Genomic DNA, 24,818 nt, shown 5'->3' on the forward strand with positions numbered 1-24,818 from the left:
TTTTCGGGATCATGGTCTTTGCCTCGAAAGTATAAATCCGGCCTGTGGCTTGGCATCGGCGCCGCGCAGATAAAGCGGTTTCGGCCTTTCGCCCTGCCCCTTCGCGGCAGCAAGCCGGGCGTAGGTGAGAATGTCGGCGGTGGCCGTCCGAGGCCCGATGTCGAAGGGTCGGCCGGCCGCTTCAGCGATCGGCGTCGCGGCCGTGCCGGCAAGCACCACGGAACGTTCCGATGCCATGGCCGCCGCATTCGCAAGCGTGGCCACGGCCGGACCGTAAGTCAAAACTGACATTTCATCGTAGAGAGCGGCATGGATTTCCTCCCGTCCGGCATCAAGCGCCGCCAGCACGGCACGGCCTGGAAATGCGGTCGCCGCCTCGGCGGCCAGCGCTTCGAGCGTCGTTACCCCGATTGCCGGCACCTTGAGCGCCAGCGCCAGGCCGCGCGCGGTCGACACGCCGACACGCAGGCCGGTGAAGGAACCGGGGCCGACGGAGACGGCAATGGCGCCAAGGCCGGCATAGTCGCTCGCGCCTGCCTTCAGCGCCCCTGCGATGACGGCCATCAGGTGCTCGGCATGGCCTTTGCCCAGATCAAGCACCGAACGGCCGAGTTCCTGCCCGACGGCCGCGTCGTAGACGCAGGCGGCGCAGAGGCTGGCGGCACAGTCGATGGCAAGGACTTTCATGAAACGACCGGTTGCTAGAAACAATTCCCTGTGCCCGCCATAGCGCGCAACCGCAAGGGTATAGTGCACAATTTGTTAAGCGGCTTCGGTTTGGGCTGGCAGAAGAGCTTATGCCGCCTGCCCTATGCGCAGCATGTGGTTGTCCCAGACATAGTCCGGCTCCGACCGCGTGGCACCACTGTCCTCGATGATCTCGCCGGCGCCCGTTGTGGCCATGAACCCGGCCCCGTCAGGCGCCACGCCGCAGACCTCGACCAGCGCATTGGAGGAGACGACCCGGCCGCTGCCCGCATCGATGACGACCAGCGAATTGCCCTCTGGCGAGGATACGGCAACGGTGCCGGCAACAGGATTGGCGGCGACCGAGCCGATATAGTTGCGGAAGCCGGACAGCACAGTCTGCGGCATGTCGAGCAAAGCCAGATCCTTGCCACGCGCGGCGCGGCCGACCAGCAGCGGACGATCGGCGCCGGGGCCCCGGTACTGGCAACCGAACCAGACGGTGCCGGACCGGTCGGCATCCATGTGGCGGATCGACAGCTGGTGCAAAGCAGCCGGCAATTCATGTTTTTCGATGAGATCCCCGGTGACGCGGTCGACCAGCACATAGGACGGTTTCATGGTGGCGATGTTGAGCTCGGCGCGGCCATAGTCGGGATGGGTCTCGATGCCGCCATTGGCCACCGCGATCGTCCTGCCGTCGCCTAAAAGCAGAAGTTCGTGCGGGCCCATGCCGTAGGTCGGGAATTCGCCAATGCGACTGAATTTCGCCCGCGCGTCATAGACGCCGACCACGCCGGCGGCGTTGTCGAAATCGTTCTCGGTGGCGTAGAGCAACGCGCCGTCGGGCGAGAACACGCCATGGCCGAAGAAATGCCGGCCGGCGATGCTGGCGATGGTTTGTGGAGCGTCGCGCCCGGTGTGATCGAAAATGACGGCGAAGGTGCCGGGCTGGCGGGCGAAGACCACCGAACGCTTCGATATGGGATCGAAGGTGACGTCATGGCCGCGATCGGGCAGGTCGATCGCATGGAGCACCTTGCCTGCCTCGGACAGGACGGCGGCGCCAAAACCGCCGTCTCGCTTGACAAAGGCAGTGGCAAATACGGCATCCGCAGCAAGCGTGTTCGCCCAGGCCGACGGTGCCATCGCGGCGGCAAAGCCGATGCCGGCGGCCTTGAGGAAATCGCGGCGATCGATGAGCACTCTCTTCATGCTCAGTCCCCGTCCAGCGACGAGAAACCGGCTGTCAGGCCGAATTCGGCGGTCAGCCTGGTGCCGATCAGGGTCGAGAGGCTGGAGGTGATCAGGACGAAATGCTCAAGTTTTTCGCGCAGCGCGGGATCGGCGAGCGCCCTGTCGATCGGGCCTTGGACGGCCTTGGCGACCGCGACGCCGTTGACCAGCTGGATGTGGATCGACTCCGCCATCCAACGCGCATCCGGCGGCAGCGCGTCGCCAAGCTTCGACACCTGGAACAGCGCATCGATGCCGGCCAGATTTCCAGCCAGCGCATTGGCGGTGTTTTGCGAACGCCAGTAGATCGCCTGTTTTGGCTTGTCGGCGTCGGGCGTAGCGCCCAGAAAACCCTTCAGGCGCACATCGCGGACCATTTCCAGCTCGTTGATGAAGACGCCGACCAGTTCGGTGACCGCTTCGTTGCCATCGCGATAGAGCTCATTTTGCGGCCCCGGATTGGCCCAGAGTGCCGCGAAGCCGTCCGGTTTGTTCCAGGCCGCGCTGACATCGGCGGCGATGGTTTCGATGTTGCCGGCAACGGACGCGCCATAAGCGCAGCGATAGGGTTCGTCCTTGCCCGTCAAGGCATCGGCGGCGTCGCCGTAAAGCACGAATTCCAGCGCGCCGAGCCCCTGCATGGCAACGCTCTTGCCGGCGAGTTGTACCGGATCGGTGGCGGCGGGATCCTTGCCCGACAGCGCCGCCTGCACCTGTTTCAGACCGATGCTCTTGCGGTCCGGCCAGAACAGCATGCGCTCCAGCCTGTTGTTCTCCTTGATCGGCCCGAAACTGATGATCTCGGCCGATGACCAGGCATAGACGGTAGCCGAGAACGCCGCGCGCGCCGCATCAAGCTCCCCTTGCGAGGGTACCTCGCAGAGCTTGTGCATCGCCTTGGCGAGGGCTTCCGCATGCTGGTGCAGATCGGCATAGGCCGGGCGGACAAAGCCGTCGATCGCGCGCCGGATGACGTCCGAGGCTTTGACCGCGGCCGATGCGGGCAAGGCGGCCAGCAGAACCAGCGGAAGAACGAGAACCAGCGCGAAACGCTTCGGCATCACAATGACTCCAGGAATTTGACCAGCGCATCGCGCTCGGTAACGTTTGCGGCGGCAAAGCGGTCGCGCGCCTTTTGCGCCTCGCCACCATGCCACAGGATAGCCTCGACCAAAGAGCGCGCACGGCCATCGTGCAGATAGAAGGAATTGCCGTTGACCGTTTCGGTGAGGCCGATGCCCCATAGCGGCGGGGTGCGCCACTCATTGCCTGTCGCCTCGCCCACGGCCTGGCCGTCGGCAAGATCCGGCCCCATGTCGTGCAACAAAAAATCGGAATAAGGCCAGATCAGCTGGAACGCCTGCGCCTTGTCAGGCGCATCACGGCGGGTGACGAATTTCGGCGTGTGGCAGGCAACGCAGCCGATTTCGTAAAAGACTTTCTTGCCGGCGAGCACAGCAGGCGAGGCGAGGTCGCGCCGCGCCGGCACTGCCAGGTTCCGCGAATAGAAGGTGACGAGATCCATCACCGGCGCCGGCGCCTCGGCCGGGCCGAGGCGCGCCTGCACGCCGTTGGGCATGGCGAGGCATTTTTCCTGCGCGGCGGTGCAATCCCCCCAGTGTTTCGGCTCCTCGGGCGTCGAGATGCCGATGTCGCCGGCAAACGCATCCGCGGCCTGCTGGCGGATCGACGCGGCCTGCGCTTTCCAGCCGAAACGGCCAAGCGTCAGCTCGCCGCTCAGGCCATCACGCACGATATTCGGCTTGCCGGAGATATCATCGCCGTCCCTGTCGTCCGGGTCGGCATGGGCCAGAATGTCCGCCGGCGCGATCTGTTCGATCAGGCCAAGGCCGATCATGGGCGGCGTCAGGCGCGGCGACAGCGTGGTGCGCGGATCGAGCGGCCCATAGCCGAGATCGTCGATCGCGTAGGCGGGTTTGCGAAGGGAAATGACGGTGCCATCCGTCAGTTCCACCTTGCGTTCCTGATAGTCGACACGCATCCTGCCCTCGCCTTTGAGACCAGGGACCGCCAGTTCCTGCAACTGCGTGCCATAGACCGGGTCCGGGAGATTGAGCAGCCTGTGGTCGGCAACCGCCGCCTTCTCTTCCGCGCTGCTTGCGTCTCGCGCCAGCCGCAGGAGCATCGAGGTGGTGCCGGCATCGCCTTGCGGCGGCCGGCCACGGCCATCCTTCAGATGGCAGTTCTGGCAGGCCCGTTCGTTGAACAGGGGCCCGAGTCCATCCGAGGCCTGCGTCGAGGATGGCGACGACACCCAATTCTTGCGGAAAAGCGCGTTGCCGAGCTTGAAGGTCCCTTCTTCCTCGAAGCTGATGTTGACTGACGATTGCGAGAAGGAATCTCGGCTGGCGTCCTTCCGCGGGGTGCCGGCGCCACCTTGCATCAGTTCGAAGGGCTCGGGTTTGGAGAAATCCGTGGTCGGCCTGCTGACGGCGGTGACCCGCGCCTGATCCTTGGCATTGAGGTCGGTGCGCGAAGTGGCGAGGCTGGCGGGTTGAAGGTCGCCGGCGACGGCGGAAGTGGTCAGCACCAGCATGAAAATGACACCGCGCCGACCAGCCGATATGGCTGGCGTTTTCCGGAGGGGCAGCGGGGCTTTTGCCCGCCGCAAGCGGCGCGGGAAGTCTAAGAGGCGCCGCATTCCCGCATATCCTTAGTCCGCCTCGTCCGCCGATGCGGCGTTGAGCTGGCCGTATTTTTCCTCGCCGATCGAGGCCAGCAGGTCGAGCTGCGTCTCGAGGAAGTCGATATGGCTTTCCTCATCGGCCAGCAGTTCCTCGAACAGTTTCATCGTCACGTAGTCGCCCGCTTCCTCGCAGATTTCGCGCGAGCGCTTGTAAGCGGTGCGCGCGTCATACTCACCGGCAAGGTCGGATTCGAGCACTTCCTTGACGTTCTGGCCGATGCGCAGCGGCGCCACGGACTGCAGGTTGGGGTGGCCTTCAAGGAAGATGATGCGGGCGACGAGCTTGTCGGCGTGGTGCATCTCCTCGATCGATTCCGCCCGCTCCTTCTTGGCCAGCTTGGCGTATCCCCAATCCTCGAGAAGACGGAAATGCACCCAATACTGGTTGACGGCGCCGAGTTCCAGAAAAAGAGCCTCGTTAAGCCGCTCGATGATCTGTGGTTCGCCTTTCATGGGCTCTGCTCCCGTATTGGACGCGCAGGCCTCTGACGCGATCCAGATGTGAAACGATGTCAACGCCGCTCGCCTGCGAGCGGGCGTGGTAGTCCTCGGTGACCCGAATGATCGTTTCGACCACATTTGGGAAGCAGCCGCAACAGCGGCCACGTTTGTGCATGGCGTGATAGACCTTTGCCGGCACGATGAGCTGCCAGGGATCCTGATCCAGCAGGCCGATGATCGTCTGCTCGATCTCCTTCTCGGTGATGATGTTGCAATGGCAGATCAGCATTTCGTCGCTCTGGCTGACGGCGCCCGTGCGGCGCCGTTTGGCTAGGGGTAGCAGGCTTACTTGAACACCTTGTCGGGTGCGTCGAGGCTGTCGGAGCCTTCGAAGGCGATGGCATTCAACTTCAACGAACCGACCGCGCGCTCGATCGACTTGGTTTGGTCGATCAGCGCGTCGATGGCCGCCTGAACGGTGGCATTGCCCGCTGTATTGCTCTCGGCGATCTGCTGGTCGTAGGCGTCGCCGGCCTCGGCTCGCGCCTTGATCGCTTCCATCTTGGCGACGGTGACATCGAGCTTGTCTGACAACTCCTTGTCGATTGCCGGATCGGCTGCCTTCACCATGTCGTGCACCGACGGCCCCGAAACGACGGTGCCGTCCAAGCGCGTGTAGCTGGCGAGATAGGCGGCGCGAATGCCGACGGCATCGTAGAGATGAGAGTTGTAGGTGTTGTCGGAGAAGCAGTCCTGCTCCTCTTCGGGATCGTGCAGCAACAGGCCGAGCTTCATGCGCTCGCCTGCCAGTTCGCCGTAGGAGAGCGAGCCCATGCCGGTGAAGATGACCGAGATGGCGGTGTTCGGCTCGCCTTCCACGAGGTTCTTGCGCGCCGCACCGTCCTCCTTCCAGACGTTGACCATCTTCTGGAGGTCCGAGACCAGGAGGCTGGTCGCCGACTTCAGGTACTCTGCGCGACGGTCGCAATTGCCTCCGGTGCAGTTCTTCAGGTCGTAATCCGTATAGGGACGCTCGCCGGCGCCCGGACCGGTGCCGTGCAGGTCCTGGCCCCAGAGCAGGAATTCGATGGCGTGATAGCCGGTGGCGACGTTGGCCTCGACGCCGCCGGCCTGCTGCAGCGTGCCGGAGAGGAATTCCGGCGAAAGCTTCGAGCCATCGACCTTCTTGCCGTTGATCTCGATCTCCTTGTTGGCGATCACATTGGCCGTATAGAGCGAATTCGCGTCCGACTCGGTGCCGTAGCTCTTGGCGACATAGTCGATCAGGCCTTCGTCCAGCGGCCAGGAATTCACCTCACCTTCCCAGTCATCGACGATCTTGTTGCCGAAGCGGTAGACCTCGGTCTGCTGGTAGGGCACGCGCGATGCCTTCCAGGCGTCGCGGGCGGCATTGAGCGTTTCCGCCGATGGGTTGGCAAGCAGCGCGTCGACCGCCTTGTCGAGCGCCTGCGCCGTGGTCAGCGAATCCTCGTATTTGGCAAGCCCGATGTCGGCATAGGTCTTGATGACCGCCTTGGCGTCGGTTTCCGCCTTGGCGGGCAGCACGAACACCGCTGCCGTCAGCAGCGCCGTGGCGCCGATCGCCGCCAGCCTGCCGCCATATCGTGCTGTCATTATCGCTCTCCAGTTCCTCGGAAATTTGCTAAGCGGCGCACGCGCCAACCCGCGCCAGGCCACATTCATGCCGTTGGGCGCAAGACATGCCGCGCGATCGCGTGGCTCAGGGAAAAAAGACACCAAAATGCCTCCAATCGAACGGGTTCAAGGCCCAGACATCAAAGGGATGCGCCAGTGCGCGGCTTCCTTAAAGCTTCGAGTGCGATGGAAGTCAATGAAAATTACTGGAAAAGCCAATTGAAACAATAGTTTAGAATTATTCTAAACTACAATGGTCAACTTTACGCGCCCGCTGCACCGGCTTTGCGGTCGAACTGTACGATTGACAGTCGCCGTCCCGGGTGCGACCCGCAAACCCTCTCTTGCGGCGGCGTCAGACAATTGCCACTTGGCGAGACGTCCTAGGATCGATCGGGATCGGAATGCGATGAAGAACGGCGTGGTCATTGTCGGTGCGGGTCATGCGGGCGTGCAGGCGGCCGCCAGCTTGCGCGAAGATGGCTATGATGGGCCGGTGACCCTGGTCGGCGACGAGAACGAACTGCCCTACCACAAGCCGCCGCTCTCGAAGACCTTCATCAAGGATGCCGAAGCCAAGCCTCAACCGCTTCGGGGCGAGGCCTTCTACACCGGCAGCGCCATCGACTACCGGCCTGGGATCCGGATCGAGCGCATCGATGCGGATCGCCACAGTCTCGACATCGCCGGTGGCGGCGCACTTGCCTTCGACCATCTGATCCTCGCGACCGGATCGCGCCCGCGCGCCCTGCCGCTGCCAGGCTCCGATCTGTCGGGCGTGGTTTCGCTGCGCTCGCTGGCCGACGCGCGGCTGATCCGGGAGCTGAGCGCGCAGAGCGATGATATCGTCATCCTCGGCGGCGGCTTTATCGGGCTGGAAATCGCCGCGACGCTGCGGGCGGCCGGTCGCACCGTGACGGTTGTCGAAGCAGTCGACCGGCTGCTCGGCCGCGCCGTGGCGCCGGTGGTGGCGAGCCATGTCCGGCAAAGGCTGGAAGCGACCGGCGTGCGCATCCTCACCGGAACTTCGATCTCAAGGCTCGAAGGCGAAAACGGCAAGGTCACGGCCGCGATCACCTCATCAGGTGAAAGGCTGCCGGCGCGCATGGTCGTGGTCGGCATCGGCGCCGTGCCGAATGTCGAACTGGCGCAAGCCGCGGGCCTTGCTGTCGCCAACGGCATCCGCGTCGATCACCAGATGCGCAGTTCGGTGCCGGAGATTCTGGCCATCGGCGACGCCGCCTCGTATCGGCACTGGTTCACCGGCGGCGATGTCAGGCTGGAATCGGTGCAGAACGCCACCGACCAGGCGCGGCTCGCCGCCCGGACAATTACCGGTCACACCGACGCCTATTCAGCGGTGCCATGGTTCTGGTCCGACATTGGCGACATGAAGCTGCAAATGGTTGGCCTGACCGCCGGCGGCGACAGCCATGTCGTGCTCGGCGACCTGCCCGACAACAAATTCTCGATCTACCACTATGCCGGTGACCGGCTGCTCGGCATCGAATCCGTCAACCGCCCCGGCGACCACATGCTTGGCCGCAAGATGCTCGGTGCCGGTTTTTCGCCAACGCCGGAGACGGTTGCGGCGGGACCCGATGGATTGAAGGCGGCGCTGGCCGCATTTCAACAGGATGAGCCCGCGAGGGCTGCGGGTTAGACGCGCTTACCCTCCCCTTTGCGGGAGGGTCGCTGCGCAGCAGCGGGGGTCGGCGCCAACCCCCACTCGCGGACCTTCGGTCCGACCTCCCCACCAGGGGAGTTAGAACTTGGCTCAGGCGGCGCAGACCTCTCGGATCGAGCTTTCCAGAATGTCGAGCGCTTCGTTCATGACCTCGTCCTGGATGGTGATCGGCGCCAGGAAGCGGATGACGTTGCCGTAGACGCCGCAGGTCAGCAGGATCAGGCCCTTGTCGAGCGCCTTCAGGCGGATCGCGTTGGCGATCTCGGCCGACGGCAGGCCCTTCTTGACGTCGTTGAACTCCACCGCGTTCATGAAGCCCAAACCCCTGATGTCGACAATCTCGGGCACGTCGTCACGGATCGACTGCAAACGCTGCTTCAACCGCGCACCGAGCGTGTTGGCGCGGTCGCAGAGTTTTTCGTCCTCGATCACATCGAGCACGGCGTGCGCGGCGGCGACACCGATCGGGCTGCCGCCATAGGTGCCGCCGAGGCCACCGGGGCCGGGCGCGTCCATGATCTCGGCGCGGCCGGTGACGGCCGACAGCGGGAAGCCTCCGGCCAGGCTCTTGGCCATGGTGGTGATGTCGGCGGCTACCTCGTGATGGTCCATGGCGAACATCTTGCCGGTGCGGGCAAAGCCGGTCTGCACCTCGTCGGCGATCAACAGCATGCCGTGCTGGTCGCAGAGCTTGCGCAGCGCCGTCAGCAGTTCACGCGGCGCGTCGTAGAAGCCGCCCTCGCCCTGAACCGGCTCGATGATGATCGCGGCGACGCGGGCCGGATCGACATCGGCCTTGAACAGCTTGTCGAGCGCGGCAAGCGAGTCGGCGACCGAGACACCATGCAGTTGCACGGGGAACGGCACGTGGTAGACGTCGCCCGGCATGGCTCCGAAGCCAACCTTGTAGGGCACAACCTTGCCGGTCAGCGCCATGCCCATGAAGGTGCGGCCGTGGAAGCCGCCGCCGAAGGCGATGACGGCCTGGCGGCCGGTGGCGTTGCGGGCGATCTTGATGGCGTTCTCCACCGCCTCCGCACCGGTGGTGACGAAGATGGTCTTCTTCTCGAACTTGCCGGGCAGCATGGCGTTCAGACGTTCGGCCAGCCGCACATAGCTCTCATAGGGCACGACCTGGTGGCAGGTGTGGGTGAAGCGGTCGAGCTGCGCCTTGACCGCCTCGATTACCCTCGGATGGCGATGGCCGGTGTTGACGACAGCGATGCCCGAGGAGAAGTCGATATAGCGGCGGCCCTCGACATCCCAGATCTCCGAATTCTCGGCCCGGTCGGCGTAGATCTGCGTGGTCATGCCGACGCCGCGCGAGATCGACTGGTTCTTGCGTTCGGAAATGGCGGAGTTCTTCATGATATCCCTCATCGGGCCATCCCTCATCGAGATGGCGCCCGTTCTGTTTTGATGCCGTTGAATTCCCTTCTGGCCTTATTTCAGATTTTCCTCAAGCCGGCACCATCACAGCGTCGATTGGGCCTGATTTAACCAGTCCGACCATAGGCGTACGAGACCGGTTTCCTTTTTTCCGGGATCGATTATCTTCCTGAGATCCACGAAGGGATCGCGATCAGCGACCGGCGCGCGGCCAAGGGGAGCCATGAGCAGCAACGCGACATCGTCCGTCTCGCCGCCATCCGCCAAAACTCCCGGCCTTTTGTCTTGTCCAGCCGCTTCGATTCTCGCCTGCACGGCCTTGGCGCTGCTGGCCGGTTGCCAGAAGCAGGAGGCGGCGGACAAGAAGCTGCCGGTCATGGTGCGCACCGAAACGGTGGCGATGGCCGATTATGCGCCGAGAACCTCGCTGACCGGGGTGATCGCGGCGCGTACGTTGAACAATCTTTCGTTCCGGGTTGGCGGACGCGTCGCCGAGCGGCTTGTGGATGTCGGCCAGCATGTCGATCAGGGGACGGTGCTTGCCCGTATCGATCCGCAGGAGCAGGAGTCCGATTTGCGCTCCGCGCAGGCCGATCTCGATGCCGCGCAGGCGCAATTGACACAGGCCGCGGCCACGTTCGAGCGGCAAAAGACGCTGCTTGCCCAGGGCTTCACCACCAGGCGCGACTATGACGCGGCCGACCAGGCGCTGAAAGTCGCGCAAGGCAGCGTCGATGCCGCGCGGAGCGCATTCGCCAATGCCCAGCAGAACCTGTCCTTCACCGAACTCAAGGCTGGTGCGGCAGGCGTTATTACCGCACGCCAGGTCGAAACCGGCCAGGTGGTGCAGGCGGCGCAGACCGTCTTCACCGTCGCCGAGGACGGCGACCGCGACGCGGTGTTCAACGTGCAGGAGACGCTGGTCGCCAGGACGCCGGCTTCACCGACGGTAACGATCACGCTGTTGTCCGACCCGCAGGTCCGCGCGACGGGCAAGGTGCGCGAAATCTCGCCGGCGGTCGACCCGGCTTCGGGCTCGATCAGGGTCAAGGTCGCCATTCCCGACACGCCCGCCGGGATGCCGCTGGGGGCGGCCGTCATCGGCTCGGTCGGCGCCAAGCCGGCGAAGGCGATCCTGTTGCCCTGGCAGGCATTGACATCGAGCGCCGGCAAGCCGGCGGTCTGGATCGTCGATCCCGCGACCAAGGCAGTGACGGCGGCGCCGGTCGAGGTGCTGGCGTTCGATTCGGGTACTGTCGTCATCGCGGAGGGCCTGAACGAAGGCCAGAGCGTCGTTACATCAGGCGGGCAATTGCTCAGCCCCGGCCAGACGATCGAGATATCGGGAGCAGGGCAATGAAGCGGCTGCTACCGGTTCTGCTTGGCCTTGCCGCGCTTGGCGCCTGTTCGAAATCGGACGAAAAACCGCCGGAGATCGTCCGCCCGGTGCTGTCGGTCGTGGTCGAGCCGCGCACCACCCAGACCTTCGGTTTCGCAGGCTCGGTCGAGCCGCAGGTCAGCGCCGATCTTGCCTTCCGCCTGCTCGGCCGCGTCGTCTCGCGCGACGTCAAGGTCGGCGACATCGTCAGCAAGGGCACGACGATCGCGGCGCTCGACCCGACCGCGCTGGAGCTGGCCGTCCAGGCGGCCAAGGCCGAACTCTCCAATGCCGAGGCACAATTCGCCAATGCCGCCGCCAGCGAGGAGCGCCAGCGCCAGTTGCTCGCCTCGGCCAATACGTCGCAGTCGGTCTTCGACGCCGCGCAGCAGGCACGCAAAGCCGCGGAAGCCAGCGTCGAGCGGGCCAAGGCTTCGCTGGCCAAATCCCAGGAGCAGCTCGGCTACGCCAGGCTGTTCTCTGATTTCGACGGCGTCGTCACCGCCGTCGGCGCCGAGGTCGGCCAGACGGTTTCACCCGGGCAGACCATCGTCACCGTGGCGCGCTCGGACTTGCGCGAGGCAGTGGTCGACATCCCCGACCAGTTGACCGGCGATCTCTCGGCCGGCACGCCGTTCCAGGTCATCCTGCAGTCGCTGCCGACGATCCAGACCGAGGCCAAGCTGCGCGAGATCGCCCCCCAATCCGAGGGCTCGACCCGCACACGGCGCGTCAAGCTGACGCTCACCGATCCGCCGCAAGCCTTCAGGCTCGGCTCGACGGTGACGGCGACCCGCATGACCAAGGTTGTGCCGACAATCGAACTGCCCATTTCGGCTCTGCTCGAAAAGGACGGTTCCGAAAAAGTGTGGATCGTCGATCCAAAGACATCGAGCGTGAGCGCGCACGATATCAAGGTCGCGTCGAAGAATGGCGGCACCTTCACCGTGGCGGAAGGACTGGACGCCGGCATGCGCGTCGTCACCGCCGGCGTTCACAGCCTCGTCGACGGCCAGAAAGTGAAAGTGCCCGAGGGAGGGGCCTCATGAAGGGCTTCAACCTCTCCGACTGGGCGCTCAACCACCGCTCGCTGGTCTGGTATTTCATGCTGGTCTTCGTCGTGGCCGGCATCTTCTCCTATCTCAATCTCGGCCGCGAGGAAGATCCCAACTTCACCATCAAGACAATGATCGTCCAGGCCAACTGGCCGGGCGCCTCGGTGAAGGAGACGGTGCAGCAGGTGACCGATCGCATCGAGAAAAAGCTCGAGGAACTCGACAGCCTCGACTACACCAAGTCGGTGACGACAGCCGGCCAGACCGTCATCTTCGTCAACCTGAAGGACACCACCAAGGCGCGCGACGTCGTGCCGAACTGGCTTCAGGTGCGCAACATGGTCAACGACATCAAGGCGCAGTTTCCGCAAGGCGTGCAGGGACCGTTCTTCAACGACCGCTTCGGCGACGTCTACGGCAACATCTATGCCTTCACCGCCGACGGGCTGACGCCACGCCAATTGCGCGACTACGTGGAGGATGTGCGAACCAAGATCCTGACCGTGCCCAATGCCGGCAAGGTGGATCTGGTCGGCGCGCAGGACGAGGCGATCTATCTCGAATTCTCGACCCGCCAGATCGCCGCGCTTGGCCTCAACCAGCAGCAAATCGTGGCCAGCCTGCAAGCGCAGAACGCGATTACGCCGTCCGGCGTCATCCAGTCCGGGCCGGAGCGCATCAGCGTGCGCGTCGGCGGCCAGTTCGCCTCCGAGGAGAGCCTGCGCGCGATCAATCTGCGCGTCAACGACCGGTTCTTCCGGCTGAGCGACGTGGCGACGATCACGCGCGGTTATGCCGACCCGCCGACGGCCCTGTTCCGCTTCAACGGCCAGGATGCGATCGGGCTTGCCATCGGCATGAAGCCCAACGCCAATCTGCTCAAGTTCGGCGAAGCGCTGCATGAGGAAATGAACAAGGTGCTGGCCGACCTGCCGGTCGGCGTCGGCGTGCATCTGGTCGCCGACCAGCCTGTCATCGTCGAGGAGGCCGTCTCAGGCTTCACGCGCGCGCTGTTCGAGGCGGTGGCGATCGTGCTTGCCGTCTCCTTCATCAGCCTCGGCATGCGCGCCGGCTTCGTCGTCGCGCTATCGATCCCGCTGGTGCTGGCCATCACCTTCACCGTCATGGAGTATCTCGGCATATCGCTGCAGCGCATTTCACTCGGCGCGCTGATCATCGCGCTCGGACTGCTGGTCGACGACGCCATGATTGCGGTCGAAATGATGGTGGCGCGGCTGGAGGTTGGCGACACCCAGCGCAAGGCAGCGACCTATGTCTACACCTCGACCGCCTTCCCGATGCTGACCGGCACGCTGGTGACGGTCGCGGGCTTCATCCCGATCGGCCTCAACTCGAGCGCGGCAGGCGAATACACCTTCACGCTGTTCGTCGTCATCGCGGTGTCGCTCTTGGTGTCATGGATCGTGGCGGTGCTGTTCGCGCCGCTGCTTGGCGTCACCATCCTGCCAGCGACGATGAAGGAGAAGCATCACGACCAGCCGGGCCGCTTCACCTCGCTGTTCCGGCGGGTGCTTGTCGGCTCGGTGCGCCATCACTGGCTGACGATCGTCGTGACAGTGCTCCTGTTCGCTGGCTCGATCGCCGGCTTCGGGCTCGTCCAGCAACAGTTCTTCCCGCCTTCCGATAGGCCGGAGCTGATCGTCGACTGGAACCTGCCGCAGAACTCCTCGATCACCGAGACGCGCGACCAGATGGAGCGCTTCGAACAGCGGGCGCTGGTCGGCAATCCCGACATCGACCACTTCTCCTCCTATATCGGCCAGGGCGCGGTGCGCTTCGTGCTGGCCTATGATGTGCAGCCCGCCAATCCCTATTTCGGCCAGACCGTGATCGTCACCAAGAGCATCGAGGCGCGCAACCGGGTGAAGCCGGCGCTGGAGAAGCTGCTGCGCGCCGAATTCGTCGGCACCGACGCCTTCGTCAAGCCGCTCGAGCTTGGGCCACCGGTCGGGAGGCCTGTACAGTACCGCGTCGGCGGCCCTTATATCCAGACGGTGCGGGAACTGGCGCAGCAATTCGCCGGCGTCATCTCGGCCAATCCGAAGCTTGCCGCTCCCACTTTCGACTGGAACGAACCACAGCGCGTGCTGAGGGTCGATGTGCTGCAGGACAAGGCGCGCCAGCTCGGCATCACCTCCTCCGACATCGCCAGCACGCTGAACAGCACGGTGGGCGGCGCGACGATCACGCAGGTGCGTGACGCGACCTACCTGATCAATGTCGTGGCACGTTCGCGCGGAGCCGAGCGCGGCTCGATCGAGACGCTGCAGAACATCCAGCTGCCGACGGGCAATGGCGAGGCTATCCCGCTCGCGGCGGTTGCCAACTTCCGCTACGATCTGGAGCAGCCGACGGTGTGGCGGCGCGACCGCATCCCGACCATCACCGTGCGCGCCGGCCTGGTTGGCGACGTGCTGCCGGCGACCGTCGTCAACGAGCTGAAACCGTCGGTCGACGCCTTCATCACCAAGCTGCCGCCCGGCTATTCGGTCGAGACCGCCGGCTCCGTCGAGGAAAGCGCCAAGAGCCAGGGGCCGATTGCCGCCGTCGTGCCGCTGATGCTGTTCGTGATGGCGACTATCCTGATGGTGCAGTTGCAGAGCTTCCAGCGCCTGTTCCTGGTCGTGGCGGTCGCGCCGCTCGGACTGATCGGTGTGGTGGCGGCGCTGGTGCCGAGTGGCGCGCCGCTCGGCTTCGTCGCCATCCTCGGGGTGCTGGCGCTGATCGGCATCCTGATCCGCAACTCGGTCATCCTGATCGTGCAGATCGAGGATCTTGTCGCTGAGGGCAAGGATCGCTGGGCCGCCGTCATCGAGGCGACGGAGCATCGCATGCGGCCGATCGCGCTGACCGCCGCCGCCGCCAGCCTGGCGCTGATCCCGATCGCGCGCGAAGTGTTCTGGGGGCCGATGGCCTATGCCATGATGGGCGGCATCATCGCCGGCACGGCGATCACGCTGCTGTTCCTGCCGGCGCTTTATGTGACTTGGTTCCGGATCAAGGAGCCTAAGCAGGCGGCGGACGGCGAGGCGACGGACAATGCTGCTGTTGCAGAGACGTGAGGCAAGGTGGACAACGACAAGTCAAACTTGCCCGGCAGCCGTTCGCACAAATCCATCGCTCGCCCTTAAGAGGTTGCGCGTATAATCCTTTGTCACACGGCGCTCGACCAGATCGTTCGCCACCAGATTTTCCACTGCCTCGCCGCCCTGCATCACCATCAGCCGCTCGCACATATGGGTGATGATGGCGAGGTCGTGGCTGACCATCAGGAAGGTCAGCTTGCGCCGCCGCCGGACTTCCTCCAGCAGGTTGAGCACTTCCGCCTGCACCGAAGCATCGAGCGCAGAGGTCGGCTCGTCGAGCAGCAGGATAGAGGGCTCGAGGATCAGCGCGCGGGCGATCGCGACACGCTGGCGCTGGCCGCCCGAGAGCTGGTGCGCGTAACGGAAGCGAAAACCGTTGCCGAGGCCGACCTCGTCGAGCGCGCGCTCAATGCGCTTTTCGCCGTCGGCAAAGCCGTGGATGGCGAGCGGCTCCTGCAGGAGGCGGTCGACCGTCTGGCGCGGGTGCAGCGAACCATACGGATCTTGGAAGACCATCTGCACTTCGCGGTAAAAAGCCTTGTCGCGGCGCGCGCCGAGCGTCTTGCCGTTGACGGCGATGCTGCCCGAGGCGACCGGCGCGAGACCGGCGATGGCCCGCAACAATGTCGATTTGCCGGAACCGGATTCACCGACCAGGCCGAAGGATTCGCCCGGCTGCACGTCGAGGCTGACGCCCTTCAGCGCGCGAAAGCGGTCGAAGATCACCTCCAGCCTGTCGACGGCGATCGCTGATGTCATGCCGCCCACTCCGGCTTGCGGTCGAGCACCGGCAGCGGGTGACGGTCGGCGCCGATCTTGGGCATGCAGTTGAGCAGGCCGCGCGTGTAGGGATGCTGGGCCTGGCTGAGTTCCGAGGCCTTGAGCTGTTCGACCACCTTGCCGGCATACATGACGATGACGCGGTCGCAGAAGGAGGAAACCAGGCGCAGATCATGCGAGATGAAGACCAGTCCCATGCCCCGCTCCGCGACCAGCCGGTCGAGAATGCCGAGCACATCGAGCTGCACCGTGACGTCGAGCGCCGAGGTCGGCTCGTCGGCGATCATCATTTCCGGCCCGGCGATCAGCATCATGGCGATCATGGCGCGCTGGCCCATGCCGCCGGACACTTCGTGCGGGTGAAGATCGAAGACGCGTTTGGGATCGCGGATCTGCACCGCCTCGAGCATGGCCAGCGCGCGCTCGCGCGCCTCAGCCTTGCCGACCTTTTCGTGCGTGCGCAGCGTCTCGACGATCTGGCGGCCGATGCTCATCACCGGGTCGAGCGAATATTTCGGATCCTGCAGGATCATGGCGATGCGGTTGCCCCGCAACGCGCGGCGTTGGCGTGGCGAGATGCCGAGCAGGTCGATGCCGTCGAAGGTCAATTTGTTGGCCGATATCCGGGCCTGCGGCGGCGTCAGGCCCATGATGGCGCGGCCCGTCTGCGACTTGCCCGAGCCGGACTCGCCGACGATGCCGAGGCGTTCGCGGCCAAGCGAAAAGGAAACGCCGCGCACCGCCTCGATCACGCCCGTGCGGGTCGGAAAGGTGACCCGCAGATCGTCCACCTCAAGCAGAGTCCCAGTTCGGCCGTTCATTGGTCACCACTCCGAGGATCGAGCGCGTCACGCAGGCCGTCGCCGAGCAGGTTGAAGCCGAGGCTGACGATCAGGATAGCGAAGCCCGGCGCACCGGCCACCCACCATTGGTCGAGGATGAAGCGGCGGCCCGAAGCGATCATGGTGCCCCATTCCGGCAGCGGCGGCTGCGCGCCAAGGCCGAGGAAGCCGAGGCCCGCTGCCGTCAGGATGATGCCGGCCATGTCGAGCGTGACGCGGATGATCAGCGAGGAGATGCACAGCGGCATGATGTGGCGCAGCACGATGCGGAAGGGAGAGGCGCCCATCAATTGCACCGCCTTGATGTAGTCCGAGTTGCGCACGGTGAGCGTCTCGGCACGCGCGATGCGGGCATAGGGCGGCCAGGAGGTGATGGCGATCGCCAGCACGGCGTTCTCGATGCCGGGGCCAAGGGCGGCGACGAAGGCCAGAGCCAGCACCAATTTGGGGAAGGCAAGGAAGATGTCGGTGATGCGCATCAGGATGGCATCGGTCCAGCCGCCGGCATAGCCGGCGACGGTGCCGACCAGGAGCCCGATGGGTGCGGCGATGATGGCGACCAGGACGACGACATAAAGCGTCCAGCGCGAGCCGTAGAGGATGCGCGAATAGATGTCGCGGCCGAGGTCGTCGGTGCCGAACCAGTGCTGCACACTCGGCGCCAGCAGCCGCGCGTTCTTCAGGTCGCCGAAGGTCGGCGAATACGGCGCCAGCACACCGGCAAGGGCGGCGACGAGCAGCAGGGCGATGATGATCAGCAGGCCGACAAAGGCCAGACGATTGGCGGAAAAGCGCCGCCAGGCGACATAGGCGCGACCGAGCCTCGCCTGCACGCGCGAGGCCGGCCGCTCCGACAGCAACCATTCGCGACGGGAGAAGGGGCGGGCGTCGGAGACGGTCATGACGATGCCTCTTGGAGCCGTCGACCCCCACTCCGGTCTGCTTCGCAGGCCACCTGTCCCCCATTCGACGGCGGTGAGGAAAGGCGCCAGGCGTGCAGCCCCCTTTTCCTTTCCCCCGGGCAGGGGGAGTGGTGGCCCGAAGGGCCGGAGTGGGGGTGATTAGCCGCAGCCAAGCCCGAAAGCGCGATACCTCTGCTCATCCTGTCTTCGTCCTCGGGTCGAGCACGCGGTAGAGAAGATCGGACAGAAGGTTGATGCCGATGAACACCGAGCCGATGACGATGGTGCCGCCGAGCACGGCGTTCATGTCGGCGTTCTGCAGCGAGTTGGTGATGTAGAGGCCGATGCCCGGCCAGGAGAAGACGGTCTCGGTCAGCACCGAGCCCTCGAGCAGCCCGGCATAGGACAACGCGATCACGGTCACCATCGGCACGGCGGCATTGCGCAGCGCGTGGCCCCAGATGATGCGGGTTTCCGACAAACCCTTGGCGCGCGCGGCGACCACGTATTCCTGGGCGAGTTCATTGAGCATGAATGACCGTGTCATGCGGCTGATATAGGCGAGCGAGAAATAGCCGAGCAGCGAGGCCGGCAGGATGATGTGCCGGAAGGCGTCGTAGAAGACGTCCCACTGCCCCTGCGTCGCGGAGTCCAGAAGGTAGAAACCGGTGACCGGCGTGAAAGTGTATTCGTAGACGACGTCGAGCCGTGCGGGAAAAGCCACCCATTGCAGCTTGGCGTAGAAGAGTACGAGGGCTAGCAGGCCCAGCCAGAAGATGGGCACAGAATAGCCGATCAGGCCGATGATGCGCACGATCTGATCGACGAGGCTGCCGCGTTTGACCGCGGCCAGCACTCCGAGCGGCACACCGAACAGCGCGCCGATCAGTGTCCCCAATGTCGCCAGTTCCGTCGTTGCGGGAAGAGCGCGACGGATGTCGGTCATGACGGGATTGGTGGTCAGCACGGAGATGCCGAAATCGCCGCTCAGCGCATGTTTCACATAGATGTAGAACTGCTCGATCAACGGCAGGTCGAGGCCCATCTCGCGGCGCGTACGCTCCACGACATTGGCGGGTGCCCGGTCACCGAGCACGGCCAGCACCGGGTCGATCGGGATGACGCGGCCAATGAAGAAGGTGACCGCGAGAAGACCAAGATAGGTCGTCACCGCGATGACCAGGAAGCGGCCGAGCGATGATACAAGGGCGACGGCGCGGGCGCTGCCGCGCCCGCCCTGATTTTCAACCGCGCTCATGCGGCGTGTCCGCGAACACTATTCCTTGGCAACCGGCCCGACGAAGTTGGTGTCGAAGCTCGGACCGAGCGCGAAGCCCTTGAGGTTCTTGCGCAGGCCGGCGACTTCCAGCTGCTGGTGGATGATGACGAACGGGCTGGTGTCGAGGATCTTCTGCTGCAGGTCCTTGTACATGTCGGCGCGCTTGCCCGCGTCTTTCTCGAGCAGAGCCGCCTCCGTTTCCTTGGTCAGGTCCGGAATGTCCCAGCTGTTGCGCCAGGCGAGCGTGTGGGACTTGCCGGCATCCGAATTGTCCGGGTTCGAGGCAAAAGTCTGGGCGTTGGAGTTCGGATCGAAATAGTCCTGGCCCCAATTGCCGATGTAGATGTCATGGTTGCGGGCGCGGTATTTGGTCAGCGTCTGCTTGCCGTCCCCGGGAATGATCTCCAGCTTGATGCCGGCCTGGCCCAGCGTCTGCTGGATCGATTCCGCCATGCCGGTGGTCGGCTGGCCGGTGCGCACATCCATGGTGACGCTGAAGCCGCCCGCCAAGCCAGCCTTGGCCAGCAATTCCTTGGCCTTGGCGACATCGAGCTTGAACGGGTTGTCGTCCACGGCACCGAGGTCGCCCTTGGGCAGGAAGGACTGGTGGATGTCGCCAATGCCCTTGAGGATGGTCGAGCTCAGCGCATCATAGTCGACAAGGTACTTGAAGGCCTGACGGACCTCGGGCTTGGCGAGGTTCGGGTTCTTCTGATTGAGGCTGATGTAGTAGACGGTGCCCTTCGGCGCGCTGGTGGTGGTGAGGTCGGCGTTCTTGGCGATGGCATCGAGGTCGTTCGGCTCGAGGTTGCGGGCAACGTCGATATCGCCGGCTTCGAGCGCCAAGCGCTGCGCCGAGCTTTCCTTCATGTTGCGGTAGATGACGCGGGCAAGCTTGGCCTTCTCGCCGTGATAATTGTCGTTACGCTCCATGACGACGGCCTCGTTGGCGCGCCATTCGCGCAGCTTGAAGGCGCCCGAGCCGGCATAGCCTGTTTTCAGCCAGGCATTGCCGAAATCGTTGTCCCATTTGTAGTCGGCGCTCGGCGTGACAGCCGCGACATGTTCCTTGACCAGCTTGGCGTCGACAACGGAGGCGACGGTGGCCGACAGGCAGTTCAGGACGAAGCTCGGCGCGTAGGCCTTGTCGACGGTAAACTGGAAGGTGGTGTCGTCGACCGCCTTGGCCTTTTCGGTGACGTTGTCGCCGCTGATGCCGAACTGGTCGATGATGAACGCAGGGCTCTTGTCCAGCTTGACGGCGCGCTCGAACGACCAGGCGACGTCGGCGGCGGTGATCGGGTTGCCTGAGGCGAATTTCAGGCCCGGCTTGAGCTTGAACGTATAGGTCAGGCCATCGTCGGAGACGGTCCAGCTTTCGGCGAGATCGGGCTTGACCTTGGAGGTGTCGCTGAGGTCGAGGCGGACAAGAAGATCATAGGTGTTGCCGGTGACCTCGGCGGTCGACAGCTCGAACGCCTCGCCCGGATCCATCGAGATGATGTCGTCGATGGCAAAACCTTCGACAAGCGTGTCGGCGGGGGTGACCGCGCCAGCCGGCGCTCCGGCCAGAAGCAGCGCCGACATGGCGGCGCCCGCCAGCAAGATGCGGGATCGTAGAGCAAGCTTTTCCATCATCATGATGATTGTTCCCTGTTTTGTTGTTTGTTGACCTGAGTTCCCGGCTCAGGGTTGCGGTGTTCTTTCAGGGCTCCAATGAAAGCCCTTGACCCGCTACCGTCGTGGTTTTTGTCCAGTTGGTCAACACCTTATCCGGCGACTCCCGGCCCGGCAACGAGGATTTGCGAGACGGCCCCAGTGGATCAGAATACACAGCGGCGTGTCCACGCATACGCCGGCCAAATGATGCCGGCGATCGGGAAAAATCTGCTAAAATTCGAAGCTATTTCAGCGCGGCAACCAAACCAGCATCGGGAAAACAGGTGGCGGCCTGACCATTCTTTTCCTGCCATCCGCCGATCGAACGGCGGGTCTTGAAGCCGGGCAGGCCGTCGGCGCTGCCAACATCATAGCCCTTGGCTTCCAGGGCCCGTTGCAAGGCTGCGATGTCGGAGCGGTGGAGATCGCCGACCGGACCCCAGCTCCCGGAAAAATTCTGATCGCCATGGGCGATGCGGTCGGCGCCATGGCCGATGAACAGCGCGTAGAGGTCGCTGGTGTTGTATTGCTTCAGCACGTAGAAATTGGGGGTCGCGATGAAGGCAGGGCCGCTGCGTCCGGCCGGCATCAGCAGGAAACCTTCCGCCTTCAGCTCGCTAGCCGGGAAACCTTTGCCGCCGACACGCTCGATGCCCATGGCGGCCCATTGCGAAATTTTTTTGCCCTGGTCCGGGCCCTCCAGCGAACAGGAGACGCTCTGAGGCACGGTCACCTCGAAACCCCAGCCGCGTCCCCTCACCCAGCCATAATGGACAAGATAATTGGCGATCGAGGCCAGCACGTCGGGCGTCGAATTCCAGATGTCGACGCGGCCGTCGCCGTCGAAATCGACGGCGTGCTTGAGGAAAGAGGTCGGCATGAATTGCGGCTGGCCGAGCGCCCCGGCCCAGGACGATTTCATCGCGCCCACCGGGGCCAACCCGCGCTGGACGATTTCCAGCGCTGCCAGCAGTTCGGTGCGGAAGAAATCCTTTTTCGTCGACATGAACGCCTTGGTGCCCAGCACCTCGAAGGCGTCGTAGGGCATCTTCGCCGCGCCGAAGCCGGTCTCGCGGCCCCAGATCGCCAGAAGGATTTCGCCCGGCACGCCATAGCGCTTTTCGATCGCGGCAAGCGTGCGGGCATTGGCGGCTTCGCGGGTGCGTCCGCCCGATGTCACCGCCCGAACCGTCTTCTCGGCAAAATAGGCGCCGGGCGAACCGAATTCGGCCTGGTGCTGCTTCTGCGGCGTCTTCGGCTTCTCGCCTGGCATGACAAGGTCGGGGAGATTGAGGTTCGGCTTCACCCCGTTGAACGCAGCGTCGAACGTTTGTTTGGAAATGCCTTTCGCATTGACCTCAGGCCAGAGGTCGGTTTGGAGCCAGGCGCTGAACTGGTCGTCGATCTTGGCGGCGGAGGCGGGAGCGGCGATGAGCAGCGCGGACAGAGCCACCAGCAAGAACACAAAACAGAATTTGCGAAAGCCACGCTCCGTGGCGTGCAGCACCAGCTTCGAAAGATGCGTGACAATCATCGTGCGCATCCTCCCCGCAATCGTGTCAAAACGCCGTCCGCGAGCGCAGCGCCGCGGCCAGCGTGCCTTCGTCGAGATAGTCGAGTTCACCGCCGACCGGTACGCCGTGCGCCAGCCGCGTTATCTTGACCTCGAAGCCGGAGAGTTGATCGGTGAGGTAGTGCGCGGTGGTCTGGCCCTCGACCGTCGCGTTGACGGCGAGGATGAGTTCCTTGACCTCGCCGCCGGCTATGCGGTCGATCAGCGAGCGGATGTTGAGCTGATCGGGGCCGATGCCGTCGAGAGGCGACAGCGTGCCGCCAAGCACGTGGTAACGCACATTCATCGCCGCCGCCCGCTCCAGGGCCCAGAGATCCGCGACGTCCTCGACGACGATCAAGGTGGCGGCATCGCGGCGTGGATCGGTGCAGATCATGCAAGGGTCCGAGGTGTCGACATTGCCGCAGGTGGAGCAGATGCGCACCTTGTCGGCGGCCTCGCCCATAGCGGCGGCGAGCGGCGACAGCAACTGTTCCTTCTTCTTGATCAGATGCAGCGCCGCGCGCCTGGCCGAACGGGGGCCAAGCCCCGGCACCTTGGCCAGGAGTTGGATCAGGCGTTCGATCTCGGGACCGGCGATTCGCTTCGACATCGCCCTGATCTAGAGCAATTCCAGGAAAAGTGCGAAGCGGTTTTCCGTCCGGAATTGCGTCCAAGAAAAGTTGGACCGGTTCACCGTTTCCGTGAAATGGCGAACCGGTCCAGGATTTTTCAGAGCGCTTTGAAACATCTCGCGTCCGCGAATAACCCGCCATCCTGCCATTGCGGGTTTGCGACACACATCAGTTGGTTTCGAGCGGGCGGCCCTGGCTGACGATCATCGCGCCGATCGCGTCGGTGTTTTCAGGCGTCGACTGGAAGCCCATCGCCGCTTCCTGTGGCTCGCCCTCAACCGAGGAGATGACCCTCTTGTTCGAGGTTCCGCCGGTCAAGGTTCCGCCGAAACGGGCAACATCCGGCTCCTCCATCGGCTCCTGCATGGCGACCAGTGTCGGCTTCGCGGAGACGCGTGCCGACTTTGCCGTCGGCGCCGCGGATGCCGTGACATAGGTCTCCTGGACCGGAGCGGGGCGCGCGGTTGCCGTCTTGCTGGAGCGTGCCGGCTCCGCCGCGGCGGTCATATAGACCTGCTGGGCCGGAGCGGTGCGAGCGGATGTCTTGGCCGCGGGTACGGGCTCGGCGGAAGCGACGCGCTCCGCAGGCACGCCCGGCAAGGCGGCAGGCGGCTCGGCCGAGGCAACGGCAACCATCGGCTCATCCGGCAGCGGCTGCCAGTTGCGGCCGCGCTTTTCGTAGAAGGCATTGCCGCCGGCAACCATGGTGTAGTGCATGTTCTTGTAGGGGAAGCGCAGCCCGGCGGTGTGGAAATACATCGTGTTCTTGAGCTTGGCCTTGCGCTCGCCCTTGAGCACGGCGTCGGCAGCCTCCTCGACATCGGGCATTGCGCGCGAATTCATCGGCCTGGTCATGACGCCCGGCGCGAACTGCCCGGGTTCACCCACCACTTCGCAGATGGTGCTGCCGTGGTTGCCCGAGCGCAGCCGGTTCATCACCACCGTGCCGACGGCGATCATGCCGTCGCGGCTCGACCGGTTGGATTCGAAGAACATCGCCCGTTCCAGGCATTCCCTGTCCTTCGGCGTGTGGCTGTAGGCGCGCGAACTCAGGAAACTCGGCGTGATGGCGTCGGTCAGGCTGGCAACCGACATGCCGTGCGAGGTGGTCTGGCTGCAAGCGGCCAAGAAAAGGGGAGACGTGACGACGCCGAGCAACAGCGGCGTCTTCCATCGCGTGGCGATCAACAGGTAACCCTCTCACTTCAATGCCCGCCCCCAGGCTGCGGCAAGAATGAGACACTTTCGGGCAAAATGATGGCCAAAACGTTATTAACGCCAGACTGTTGCCGAATTGACACAAATTGAGGCTTTCCAGATAGATCGAGCCGTCGTTTCACACAGACGATGACCGCTCTCTCTTCGTTTCGCCGCAATTCCCTTGGGGAAACAGTATGCGCTTTTCCGGGAAAGCCTATCGCCCGGCAGCGATTGCTGCCGGACGACCGGGTTCGACCTCTTCGACCTTCTCTGAAAACAGACCCCGCCTGAGAAACAGCGCCCGCGCCTCCCTGGCCGCCGGCGCGATCTTGCCCGGCCAGTCGCTGTCGATGAACTCGGCCTTGGTGAAATCAGGATTCGTTTCCGAGGCCGCCTCCAGGAATTCGGCGATTTCCAGCACGATCGCGCGTTCGTCCTTCGAAAGCGCCGACGTGCCGGCCTCGATCGACGGGCGGTGCACGAAATCCTCGAAGAGATTGAAGTAGCCCTTGATGCCGACGAGATCGACGCCCGCATCGCAATCGGCGAGGATTTCCAGAATCTCGTAGATCCTGTTGCGGACACGCTGCTCGATAAGTCTTTCGGACGGCTCGTCGATCATGGGC

General features: G+C 64.2%; 23 protein-coding genes. 5 read left to right on the forward strand and 18 right to left on the reverse strand.

The window, feature by feature from the left end:
- Window positions 1–9: 9 nt before the first annotated feature.
- The 6 genes from tsaB to EJ077_RS26475 all read right to left on the reverse strand — a co-directional run bounded on the left by tsaB (window position 10) and on the right by EJ077_RS26475 (window position 5,300).
- The gene (gene tsaB / locus EJ077_RS26450) at window positions 10–687 is read right to left on the reverse strand and encodes a tRNA (adenosine(37)-N6)-threonylcarbamoyltransferase complex dimerization subunit type 1 TsaB (RefSeq protein ID WP_208697501.1); all 678 of its coding nucleotides are present in this window, start codon (window positions 685–687) and stop codon (window positions 10–12) included.
- A 108-nt stretch (window positions 688–795) separates the two neighbouring features.
- Window positions 796–1,902, reverse strand: coding sequence for a DUF1513 domain-containing protein (locus tag EJ077_RS26455; RefSeq protein ID WP_208697502.1), 1,107 nt, complete (start codon window positions 1,900–1,902; stop codon window positions 796–798).
- Between the two features lie 2 nt (window positions 1,903–1,904).
- Entirely contained in the window at window positions 1,905–2,984 is a 1,080-nt protein-coding gene (locus EJ077_RS26460) for an imelysin family protein (protein WP_208697503.1), read from the reverse strand.
- Complete coding sequence (locus tag EJ077_RS26465) at window positions 2,984–4,585, reverse strand: di-heme oxidoredictase family protein (RefSeq protein ID WP_208697504.1); 1,602 nt, start codon at window positions 4,583–4,585, stop codon at window positions 2,984–2,986. The genes EJ077_RS26460 and EJ077_RS26465 overlap by 1 nt, the downstream gene beginning before the upstream one ends.
- A gap of 12 nt (window positions 4,586–4,597) precedes the next feature.
- On the reverse strand, window positions 4,598–5,083 hold the full coding sequence (gene bfr / locus EJ077_RS26470) for a bacterioferritin (RefSeq protein ID WP_208697505.1): 486 nt from the start codon (window positions 5,081–5,083) through the stop codon (window positions 4,598–4,600).
- The gene (locus tag EJ077_RS26475; RefSeq protein ID WP_245458805.1) at window positions 5,049–5,300 is read right to left on the reverse strand and encodes a (2Fe-2S)-binding protein; all 252 of its coding nucleotides are present in this window, start codon (window positions 5,298–5,300) and stop codon (window positions 5,049–5,051) included. Before EJ077_RS26475 ends, bfr begins: the two co-directional genes overlap by 35 nt.
- On the opposite strand from EJ077_RS26475, the gene EJ077_RS32430 reads away from it, so the two are divergent.
- The gene (locus EJ077_RS32430; RefSeq protein ID WP_245458806.1) at window positions 5,208–5,405 is read left to right on the forward strand and encodes a hypothetical protein; all 198 of its coding nucleotides are present in this window, start codon (window positions 5,208–5,210) and stop codon (window positions 5,403–5,405) included. The two genes, EJ077_RS26475 and EJ077_RS32430, sit on opposite strands and share 93 nt — an antisense overlap.
- An 11-nt stretch (window positions 5,406–5,416) precedes the next feature.
- On the opposite strand, the gene EJ077_RS26480 is transcribed toward EJ077_RS32430, so the two are convergent.
- Complete coding sequence (locus tag EJ077_RS26480) at window positions 5,417–6,706, reverse strand: imelysin family protein (RefSeq protein WP_208697507.1); 1,290 nt, start codon at window positions 6,704–6,706, stop codon at window positions 5,417–5,419.
- Window positions 6,707–7,136: 430 nt separating this feature from the next.
- Here EJ077_RS26480 and EJ077_RS26485 point away from each other — a divergent pair, with 430 nt between their 5' ends.
- Window positions 7,137–8,390, forward strand: a complete 1,254-nt coding sequence (locus EJ077_RS26485; protein WP_208697509.1) for an NAD(P)/FAD-dependent oxidoreductase — start codon at window positions 7,137–7,139, stop codon at window positions 8,388–8,390.
- Window positions 8,391–8,504: 114 nt separating this feature from the next.
- Here EJ077_RS26485 and EJ077_RS26490 read toward each other — a convergent pair whose 3' ends face one another.
- Window positions 8,505–9,782, reverse strand: a complete 1,278-nt coding sequence (locus EJ077_RS26490; RefSeq protein WP_127279220.1) for a 4-aminobutyrate--2-oxoglutarate transaminase — start codon at window positions 9,780–9,782, stop codon at window positions 8,505–8,507.
- 105 nt (window positions 9,783–9,887) lie between these two features.
- Window positions 9,888–10,181: a hypothetical protein gene (locus EJ077_RS32435; RefSeq protein WP_245458558.1), complete on the reverse strand. Its 294-nt coding sequence runs from the start codon at window positions 10,179–10,181 to the stop codon at window positions 9,888–9,890.
- Between EJ077_RS32435 and EJ077_RS26495 the strand changes: the two genes are divergently transcribed.
- From EJ077_RS26495 to EJ077_RS26505, 3 genes are read left to right on the forward strand one after another with little or no spacing between them, the layout of a single operon-like run.
- Entirely contained in the window at window positions 10,180–11,163 is a 984-nt protein-coding gene (locus EJ077_RS26495) for an efflux RND transporter periplasmic adaptor subunit (protein ID WP_245458559.1), read from the forward strand. The genes EJ077_RS32435 and EJ077_RS26495 overlap by 2 nt on opposite strands.
- Window positions 11,160–12,230: an efflux RND transporter periplasmic adaptor subunit gene (locus EJ077_RS26500; RefSeq protein ID WP_208697513.1), complete on the forward strand. Its 1,071-nt coding sequence runs from the start codon at window positions 11,160–11,162 to the stop codon at window positions 12,228–12,230. The genes EJ077_RS26495 and EJ077_RS26500 overlap by 4 nt, the downstream gene beginning before the upstream one ends.
- Complete coding sequence (locus tag EJ077_RS26505; RefSeq protein WP_208697515.1) at window positions 12,227–15,319, forward strand: efflux RND transporter permease subunit; 3,093 nt, start codon at window positions 12,227–12,229, stop codon at window positions 15,317–15,319. The genes EJ077_RS26500 and EJ077_RS26505 overlap by 4 nt, the downstream gene beginning before the upstream one ends.
- A 21-nt stretch (window positions 15,320–15,340) precedes the next feature.
- Here EJ077_RS26505 and EJ077_RS26510 read toward each other — a convergent pair whose 3' ends face one another.
- The 9 genes from EJ077_RS26510 to EJ077_RS26550 form a co-directional block, all read right to left on the reverse strand.
- Window positions 15,341–16,102, reverse strand: coding sequence for an ABC transporter ATP-binding protein (locus tag EJ077_RS26510; RefSeq protein ID WP_208697516.1), 762 nt, complete (start codon window positions 16,100–16,102; stop codon window positions 15,341–15,343).
- Entirely contained in the window at window positions 16,099–16,944 is an 846-nt protein-coding gene (locus tag EJ077_RS26515) for an ABC transporter ATP-binding protein (RefSeq protein WP_208697518.1), read from the reverse strand. Before EJ077_RS26515 ends, EJ077_RS26510 begins: the two co-directional genes overlap by 4 nt.
- Window positions 16,941–17,867, reverse strand: coding sequence for a nickel transporter permease (gene nikC / locus EJ077_RS26520; protein WP_208697520.1), 927 nt, complete (start codon window positions 17,865–17,867; stop codon window positions 16,941–16,943). Before nikC ends, EJ077_RS26515 begins: the two co-directional genes overlap by 4 nt.
- Before the next feature lie 196 nt (window positions 17,868–18,063).
- Entirely contained in the window at window positions 18,064–19,125 is a 1,062-nt protein-coding gene (locus EJ077_RS26525) for an ABC transporter permease (RefSeq protein WP_208697521.1), read from the reverse strand.
- Between the two features lie 18 nt (window positions 19,126–19,143).
- Entirely contained in the window at window positions 19,144–20,787 is a 1,644-nt protein-coding gene (locus EJ077_RS26530; protein WP_208697523.1) for an ABC transporter substrate-binding protein, read from the reverse strand.
- A gap of 262 nt (window positions 20,788–21,049) precedes the next feature.
- Window positions 21,050–22,339 carry a lytic murein transglycosylase gene (locus EJ077_RS26535; RefSeq protein WP_208697525.1) on the reverse strand — a complete coding sequence of 430 codons (1,290 nt, stop codon included), beginning with the start codon at window positions 22,337–22,339 and terminating at the stop codon, window positions 21,050–21,052.
- Between the two features lie 25 nt (window positions 22,340–22,364).
- Window positions 22,365–22,970, reverse strand: coding sequence for a recombination mediator RecR (recR, locus tag EJ077_RS26540; RefSeq protein ID WP_208697527.1), 606 nt, complete (start codon window positions 22,968–22,970; stop codon window positions 22,365–22,367).
- Between the two features lie 190 nt (window positions 22,971–23,160).
- Complete coding sequence (locus EJ077_RS26545; protein WP_208697529.1) at window positions 23,161–24,180, reverse strand: cell wall hydrolase; 1,020 nt, start codon at window positions 24,178–24,180, stop codon at window positions 23,161–23,163.
- Window positions 24,181–24,406: 226 nt separating this feature from the next.
- The gene (locus EJ077_RS26550; RefSeq protein ID WP_208697531.1) at window positions 24,407–24,814 is read right to left on the reverse strand and encodes a hypothetical protein; all 408 of its coding nucleotides are present in this window, start codon (window positions 24,812–24,814) and stop codon (window positions 24,407–24,409) included.
- Between the last annotated feature and the right edge of the window lie 4 nt (window positions 24,815–24,818).

It is taken from the genome of Mesorhizobium sp. M8A.F.Ca.ET.057.01.1.1, from assembly GCF_003952565.1.
Lineage (GTDB): Bacteria > Pseudomonadota > Alphaproteobacteria > Rhizobiales > Rhizobiaceae > Mesorhizobium.